This window comes from Kitasatospora sp. NPDC057512 (genome assembly GCF_042802135.1).
Classification (GTDB): domain Bacteria; phylum Actinomycetota; class Actinomycetes; order Streptomycetales; family Streptomycetaceae; genus Kitasatospora.
Genome location: NZ_JBHVET010000507.1, coordinates 1 through 6530, shown reverse-complemented (window position 1 = coordinate 6530; position 6530 = coordinate 1). Strand labels below are relative to the sequence as shown.

The window sequence follows — 6530 nt, the reverse complement described above, 5'->3', positions numbered from 1 at the left end:
GCCGACGAGGGCAGTGGTCCTCGTCGGCCATCGGTGTTTGCGCTGGTCAGGCCCGTGGCAGCGTCAGCCGGAAGCGGAGCGGCGAAAGTGCGCCGTGCTGAGCGTCCGAACGCGATTCCGTTCCGGATCGGATCTGACTGCGCAGTCCGTTCGGTGCTCAGCGCCGCGTACGTTCGCGCCCTCGTCCGGCGTGAGTCGTTCGAGCGCGGTCCAGACCTCGGGCGCGGCGCCGGTTGTCCGGCCCGGCTCCGCGCGCGGGCGACCCGCGGTGGCCCGTCGACATGCCGCAGATACGACAAGTGCGGGAAAACGCCCTCGCATCCCGCTTCATGGGAGCATCCGAGTACGTATCACTACGTCATGACGCTCCCGGTGTGGCCTGCGAGTTGACGCCGGGATGAGGAGCGGAGCGCTGATGGATCGAGCGGCGGACGTCGCAGTTCAGGCGAGCGCGCTGCGGGTGGTCCGGGGCGGGCGGGGCGTTCTGGGCGGTCTCGACTTCCGGATCGCACACGGCAGGGTCACCGGACTGCTGGGGCCGAGCGGTTGCGGCAAGTCCACGCTGATGCGGGCGGTCGTCGGATCCCAGTCGGGCGCGTCCGGCGTGCTGGAGGTGCTCGGCCTGCCCGCGGGGCACCGCGCCCTGCGGTCGCGCGTCGGGTACGCCGCGCAGGCCGCGGCCGTCTACCTCGACCTGACGGTACGGCAGAACATCGACTACTTCGCCTCGGTCCTCGGCGTCCGGCCGCGCCGCGCGCGGCGCGAACTCGTCGACTCGGCGATCGAGGACGTCCGGCTCGGCGACTACGCGGGCGTCCTGGCGGGGCGCCTCTCGGGTGGGCAACTGAGACGGGTGTCGCTCGCCGTCGCGCTGCTGGGCCGGCCCGAACTGGTCGTCCTGGACGAACCCACCGTGGGTCTGGACCCGGTGCTGCGGCTCGACCTGTGGGCCCTGTTCCACCGCCTGGCAGCTGAGCGCGGCACCGCCCTCCTGGTGTCGAGCCATGTCATGGACGAAGCCGAGCGGTGCGAGGATCTGCTGCTCATGCGGGCGGGCCGGATCATCGCCGACGGTGGCCCGCGAGCACTCCTGGAGCAGACCGGCAGGGCGAACGTGGAGGGCGCGTTCCTCCACCTGGTGCAGGAGTCCGGCCCCCGTCGGGAGAACGCGGGATGACGGCGCACCGCACCCTGGTCACCGCGCGCCGCGTGCTCCAGCAGCTGGCCCACGATCCCCGCACGGTCGTCCTGATGCTCAGCGTTCCGTGTCTGCTGCTCACGCTGCTGTCCTGGATCTACGACGCGTCACCGCAGACGTTCGACTCCGTCGGCTCCACCCTGCTCGGGATCTTCCCGCTGAACACCATGTTCCTCGTGACGTCCGTCACCACGCTGCGGGAACGCACCTCCGGGACCCTCGAACGGCTCCTCACCCTGCCGTTGGCCAAGGCCGATCTCCTGGTGGGCTGCGCCCTGGCCTTCGCCGTCGTCGCCGTCGTCCAGGTGGTGCTCGCCACCACCCTCGCGGTGCGGGTGCTCGGGCTGACCGTCGCCGGTCCGGTGTGGCTCCTCCTGCTCGTCGCCCTCTGCGCCGCCCTGCTCGGCGTCGCGCTGGGGTTGTTCGTCAGCGCGTTCGCCACCAGCGAGTTCCAGGCGCTGCAGTTCCTGCCGGCGGTGCTCCTGCCCCAGATCCTCACGTCCGGTCTGCTGGTGCCACGCGACCGCATGCCGACGCCGCTGCGCGTCGTCGCGGACCGGTTGCCGATCTCCCGCGTCTCCGACGCGATGGCCGAGGTCCGGTTGCACCCGGACCTCACCCGTGCCTTCACCCATGACCTGGCCTTCGTCTCCGGGTCGGTGGTGGTGGTCCTGCTGCTCGGAGCGGCCACCCTGCGCCGTCGGTCGTGAGGCCGTCACGCTCTCCTGTCTCCGACGGAGTACTCAGTGCTTGAGGGAACCGGCGTCCGGCTGCGACCGGGTGGCGGCCGGCAGCGTCGCGGTGCGCGGCTGCGCCGTCATGAGGAGCTTGTAGGGGCGGGACGTGGCCGCCAGCACGGTCCGCACGGGACGGCGGGGCGAGGGCGGGAGGAGCCGGATGCATGAGGCGAGGGCGGCCAGGGCCACCGTTGCGCTCATGTCGGCGAAGGAGGCCCCCGTGCAGCGGTGGGTTCCCGCCCCGTAGGGCAGGTACGCGTGACGCGGGATCGCCTTGGCGCTTTCCGGCAGCCATCGGTCGGGGTCGAAGACGTGGGGGTCGGGATAGACCTGCGGGTCGCGGTGCATGGCCTGGATGTTGAGGACGACCGTGCTGCCGGGCGGGAGGGTGTGCCCGCCGAGTTCGACCGCGCGCTTGCTCTCCCGTACCAGCATGGGCGCCGGCGGGTGGAGCCGCAGCACCTCGGCGATGACCCGGCCGGTGCGGGGCAGCGCCTCGACCAGGTTCTCCGGGAGCGGCGCCCCGCCGTTGAACACGGCGTCCGCCTCTTGGTGGACCGCGGCTTCGAGGCTCGCGTCCTCGGCCATCTCGTGCCAGGCCCAGGCCAGCGCCGAGGCGGTGGTGGAGGTGCCCGCGTACCAGAAGGTGGCCATCTCGTCGATGACCTCCTTGCGGGTCAGGGGCACGCGCGTCGGGTCCGGTCGCATGGCCAGCTTGAGCCGGGACAGCAGGGAGCCCCCGGTGTCCGTCGGTTCGGCGCACGCGTACATGGCTTCGAGCGCGTCGCGGGTCCATCCGATGTGGTGCCGGAAGCGCAGGCTCTCCGGAGTGGGGAGCAGGAAGCACCACGGTGGAAGCACGCCGCGCAGGAAGGCCCCCTGGGAGAGCGGCGCCCCCATCGAGCCCATTTCGCGGAAGTCCTCCGCGCCGTCGTGGTCGAAGAGGGTGTGGCAGGCGATCCGCGCCGCCAGGTGGAGCATCCGCTCGTCCACGGGCAGTTCGGTCCGCAGGGGCCACGACCGGGCGCAGTCCAGGGCCAGTTCCAGCACCGTCGGGACGCAGGCGTTCACCTGCTGGCGGTTGAACGCCGACTGGACGATCTTGCGCCGCTCGTCGTGGGGTGCTCCCTCCAGGGTGAGCATCCCCGAACTGGTCCCCGAGCGCAGCGCTCTGGCCTCGCGTCCCTTGGTGAACACGGCGACCTTCTCGACGAGGATCTCGTGTGCGAGAGCCGCGTCGTTGACGACGTACACGGTGACCGGCCCGAGCCGTACGCGTGCGAGGGGCCCCGCCTGTTCCAGGCGTTCCAGCCCGGTGGGGATGCCTGAACGGAACTGCGCCAGATGGCCGACCAGCGGTCGACGCCCGGGCGCCCACGGGATGTCTCGTACCCCGGTCACGAACCTCTCCTGTCGTCGTGCGTTCATCAGAGCATTCGCTAGCGGGGCCGACGGGCGCCGCCGGCCACCTTGGATCCGTCTACTCCATGAGATCGGCGACCTTTTCGGTGAACCGTTCCAGGGAATCGTCGAAGCTCAGCAGTTCCAGGGGGATTTTGATCCCCAGACGCCGTTCCAGAATCACTTTCAGTTCGACGAACATGACCGAGTCGATTCCCATCTCCGCGAAGGAAGCGGCCGGGAGAATCCGGGCCTCGTCGAACCCCATACCCGTGACCAGCGTGTCCTTCGAGAGCGTCAACAGATCATCCGTGTGCCGCCGGCCCGAGGCATCCGCTTGCGTGGCCGTCATCGGACGATGTCGATCGCGGCGGCACCGGTGGTGAAGCCCAGGCCGAAGCCGAACATCAGCAGCTTCGTCCCCTCGGTCAGCCTGCCGTTCTCCCGCGCGAGCGTCAGCCCGGACAGGATGTTGGCCGGCCCCATGTTCCCCAGGGTGCTGACGTGAGGCGGTGCCGTGGCCGAGTCGACCCCGCAGAAGCGCGTCATCATGTCGAGGATGCGCTTGCTGGGCTGGTGGGCGACGATGAGGTCGATGTCGTCGACCTTCCATCCGGCCTCGTCCAGGACCCGCTCCAGGAGCGGCGGCAGCAGCTCGGCGCCCGCTTCGAGCTGCGCCGTACCCGCCATGCGGTAGTAGTCGTACTCCAGGGCGAATCCGTTCTCGTGCCGGGAGAGGCCCGTCCGCCAGGTGTGTCCCAGCCGCCAGTGCCGGGCATGCGTCTCCCAGCGCAGCGAGCGCAGTCGGCAGGCCGTGCCGCCCGCGCCGGGGCCCGAGAGGATCGCCGCGGCCGCTCCACTGCCGAAGAGCCCGGCGGTGTCCTCGTCGCGTGGATCAAGGTGCTCGCTGATGTCCGCGGCGCCGCAGAGGACGACCCGCTCGCACCGCCCGGTGTCCAGGAGCGCGAGGGCGAGGTCCAGGGCGGCCATGGTCTCGGCACACCCGGCCTCGATGCTGAGGACGCGTACGGAATCCAGCCCGAGGGTTCCGCTCACGACGACACCGCTCTGCGGGGCCAGGTGATCGCGTCCGGCCTGGACGTACAGGAGCACGGTTTCCGTGCCGAGGGCGGAGAGTTCGAGCCCCGCGTTCTCGCAGGCCCGTCGAATCGCGGTCGCGGCCATGCCGGTCACGGTCTCCCCGTCGGCGGGAAGGCGCCGTTCGATGATTCCCGTCCGCTGCTCCAGGAAGTCTGCGGGCCGGCCGAGTGCCAACGAGGTCTCCTCGTTGCTCATGACGAGCGATCCGAAGCAGTGCCCTGTGCCGGTCAGACAGAAATCAGTGTTCACATCTCACCCCTGGAACGTGGACGCCGGATTTGCGCGTACCGATTCTGCCGGGCGGCGCATGTGGTGAGGCGTCAGGCATCGCCGTGATGACCGACTCGTACGAGTGAACCTCTCGGTCTCCCACCCCGGTGCTCCGGCCGCGCACCTTCCCCGCCGGATGATCGAGTCCATGGACGATCACATGAAGGCGAAGGAAGACATCGTCGTCACCGGTCTCGGGCTCGTCACCCCGGTCGGCGTCGGCGTCGAATCCTCCTGGGAAGGCCTGCTGGCCGGTGTGTCCGCGGCCGCCTCCGACCCGGGCATGGCAGGGCTGGCGGTCGACTTCCGGTGCCGGGTGCCCGAGTACGCGGCCGGGGCGGACCGGCGTATGGCGCGACGCACCGACCCGGCAGCGCAGTTCGCGGTGACGGCGGCGAGAGAGGCGTGCCGGGACGCCGCCCTCGATCCGCGGCAGTGGGACGCACGGCGCATCGGTGTCGTGCTGGGCGTGGCGAGCACCAGTGTGCAGCACTACGAGGAAGCGTTCACGCTCCTGGCCAGTGGCCGGGCGGACGCGATCTCCGCGCTCGTCCTGTCCCGCAGCAATGCGAGTTCGGCCGCTTCCGAGGTCTCGCTCGACCTCGGCGCACGCGGACCGGTCCTGGCCGTGGCTGCCACCTGTGCCGCCGGTACCACGGCCCTCGGCACGGCCCGGGACCTCCTGGCGGCACACCGGTGCGACGTCGTCCTCGCCGGCGGCGCGGAGTCGCCGGATCCGCGCTTCTTCTCCGCGGCCTTCGCGCAGATGGGCACGCTGTCCACCCGTGCGGACAGCCCGAGGACGGCCTGTCGCCCCTTCGACCGCGAGCGGGACGGATTCGTCCTCGGTGAGGGGGCCGGCGTACTCGTCCTGGAGCGCGCTTCCCACGCCCGGGCCCGCGGGGTCCGCCCCTACGCGCGGTTCGCCGGCTACGGCTGCGCCGGCGAGGCCCATCACTACGCCGCACCCCATCCGTCGGGCCGGGGCCTGGTCGACGCCCTCCACCAGGCCCTCCGGGAGGCCGACCTCAGGACGACGGACGTCCACCACGTCAACGCGCACGGCACGGCCACGGTTCTGGGCGACCGGGCCGAACTCGCCGCACTGCGCGAGGTCTTCGGCGAGCCACCCGCCATCACCGCGATCAAGGGCACCGTCGGCCACTCCCTCGGTGCCGCCGGGGGAATCGCCGCGGCCTGTACCGTTCTGAGCCTGCGCGACCAGGTGATCCCGCCGACGGCGAACTTCGGCAGCCCGGATCCGGGGGTCGAGGCCGACATCGTCCACAAGAATCCACGGCAGGCGCGATTGCGGGCCGCCGTCGTCCAGTCCTCCGGCTTCGGCGGGCACAGCGCCGCGGCACTGTTCACAACCGTGTGACACGTCCGTATGCGCGGCGGGACCGGCGCCTGGCGGCTCAGGGCGTCGCGGCCGGGGTGTCCTCCCGCAGGCGGGCGGCCAGAACCCGCAGGCGGAGCGAGGTCGCGCGAAGCGTTTCGAGGTGGCGGCCGATCCGCTCGCGGGCTTCCTCTCCGGCAGGGCCCAGGCCGACGCGGGTCATGATGCCCAGGGCTCGCAGAACGGGCAGCAGGACCTGCTCGTGATGGATGTCGAGGTCGTAGATGCCGGCTGCCGCGATACGTGTGGGGCATCCACTCGCGGGTGGTGGCGAGGTGGCGCTCCAACAACCGGGCGACCGTCGGTTCGAGCGCGCTGAGGATTTCCGTGTCGGTGACATCGGTGGGTGAGGTCATCGCTGGCTTCCGAGGCAGGGCCGGTGTCGGCGGGGCGATTCGTTTCCCGGCTCGGGGCACCGGGGCCG

Annotated in this window: 6 protein-coding genes; 3 read left to right on the top strand and 3 right to left on the bottom strand. The window is 71.2% G+C overall.

The annotated features are described in order from the left end of the window. Nucleotides 1-415 precede the first annotated feature (415 nt). A complete protein-coding gene (locus ACFU6K_RS27675) occupies nt 416-1177 on the top strand; it encodes an ABC transporter ATP-binding protein (RefSeq protein ID WP_380667464.1) in 762 nt (253 codons plus the stop codon). After that, complete coding sequence (locus ACFU6K_RS27670; protein ID WP_380667462.1) at nt 1174-1908, top strand: ABC transporter permease; 735 nt, start codon at nt 1174-1176, stop codon at nt 1906-1908. The genes ACFU6K_RS27675 and ACFU6K_RS27670 overlap by 4 nt, the downstream gene beginning before the upstream one ends. A 33-nt stretch (nt 1909-1941) precedes the next feature. Here ACFU6K_RS27670 and ACFU6K_RS27665 read toward each other — a convergent pair whose 3' ends face one another. The 3 genes from ACFU6K_RS27665 to ACFU6K_RS27655 form a co-directional block, all read right to left on the bottom strand. After that, nucleotides 1942-3336 (bottom strand): cytochrome P450, encoded by a 1395-nt coding sequence (locus tag ACFU6K_RS27665; RefSeq protein WP_380667460.1) that lies wholly within the window; start codon nt 3334-3336, stop codon nt 1942-1944. A gap of 79 nt (nt 3337-3415) precedes the next feature. Then, nucleotides 3416-3688 carry an acyl carrier protein gene (locus tag ACFU6K_RS27660; protein ID WP_380667458.1) on the bottom strand — a complete coding sequence of 91 codons (273 nt, stop codon included), beginning with the start codon at nt 3686-3688 and terminating at the stop codon, nt 3416-3418. Next, nucleotides 3685-4632, bottom strand: a complete 948-nt coding sequence (locus ACFU6K_RS27655) for a 3-oxoacyl-ACP synthase III family protein (protein ID WP_380667456.1) — start codon at nt 4630-4632, stop codon at nt 3685-3687. The genes ACFU6K_RS27660 and ACFU6K_RS27655 overlap by 4 nt, the downstream gene beginning before the upstream one ends. A gap of 223 nt (nt 4633-4855) precedes the next feature. Here ACFU6K_RS27655 and ACFU6K_RS27650 point away from each other — a divergent pair, with 223 nt between their 5' ends. After that, the gene (locus ACFU6K_RS27650; protein ID WP_380667454.1) at nt 4856-6088 is read left to right on the top strand and encodes a beta-ketoacyl-[acyl-carrier-protein] synthase family protein; all 1233 of its coding nucleotides are present in this window, start codon (nt 4856-4858) and stop codon (nt 6086-6088) included. Nucleotides 6089-6530 lie beyond the last annotated feature (442 nt).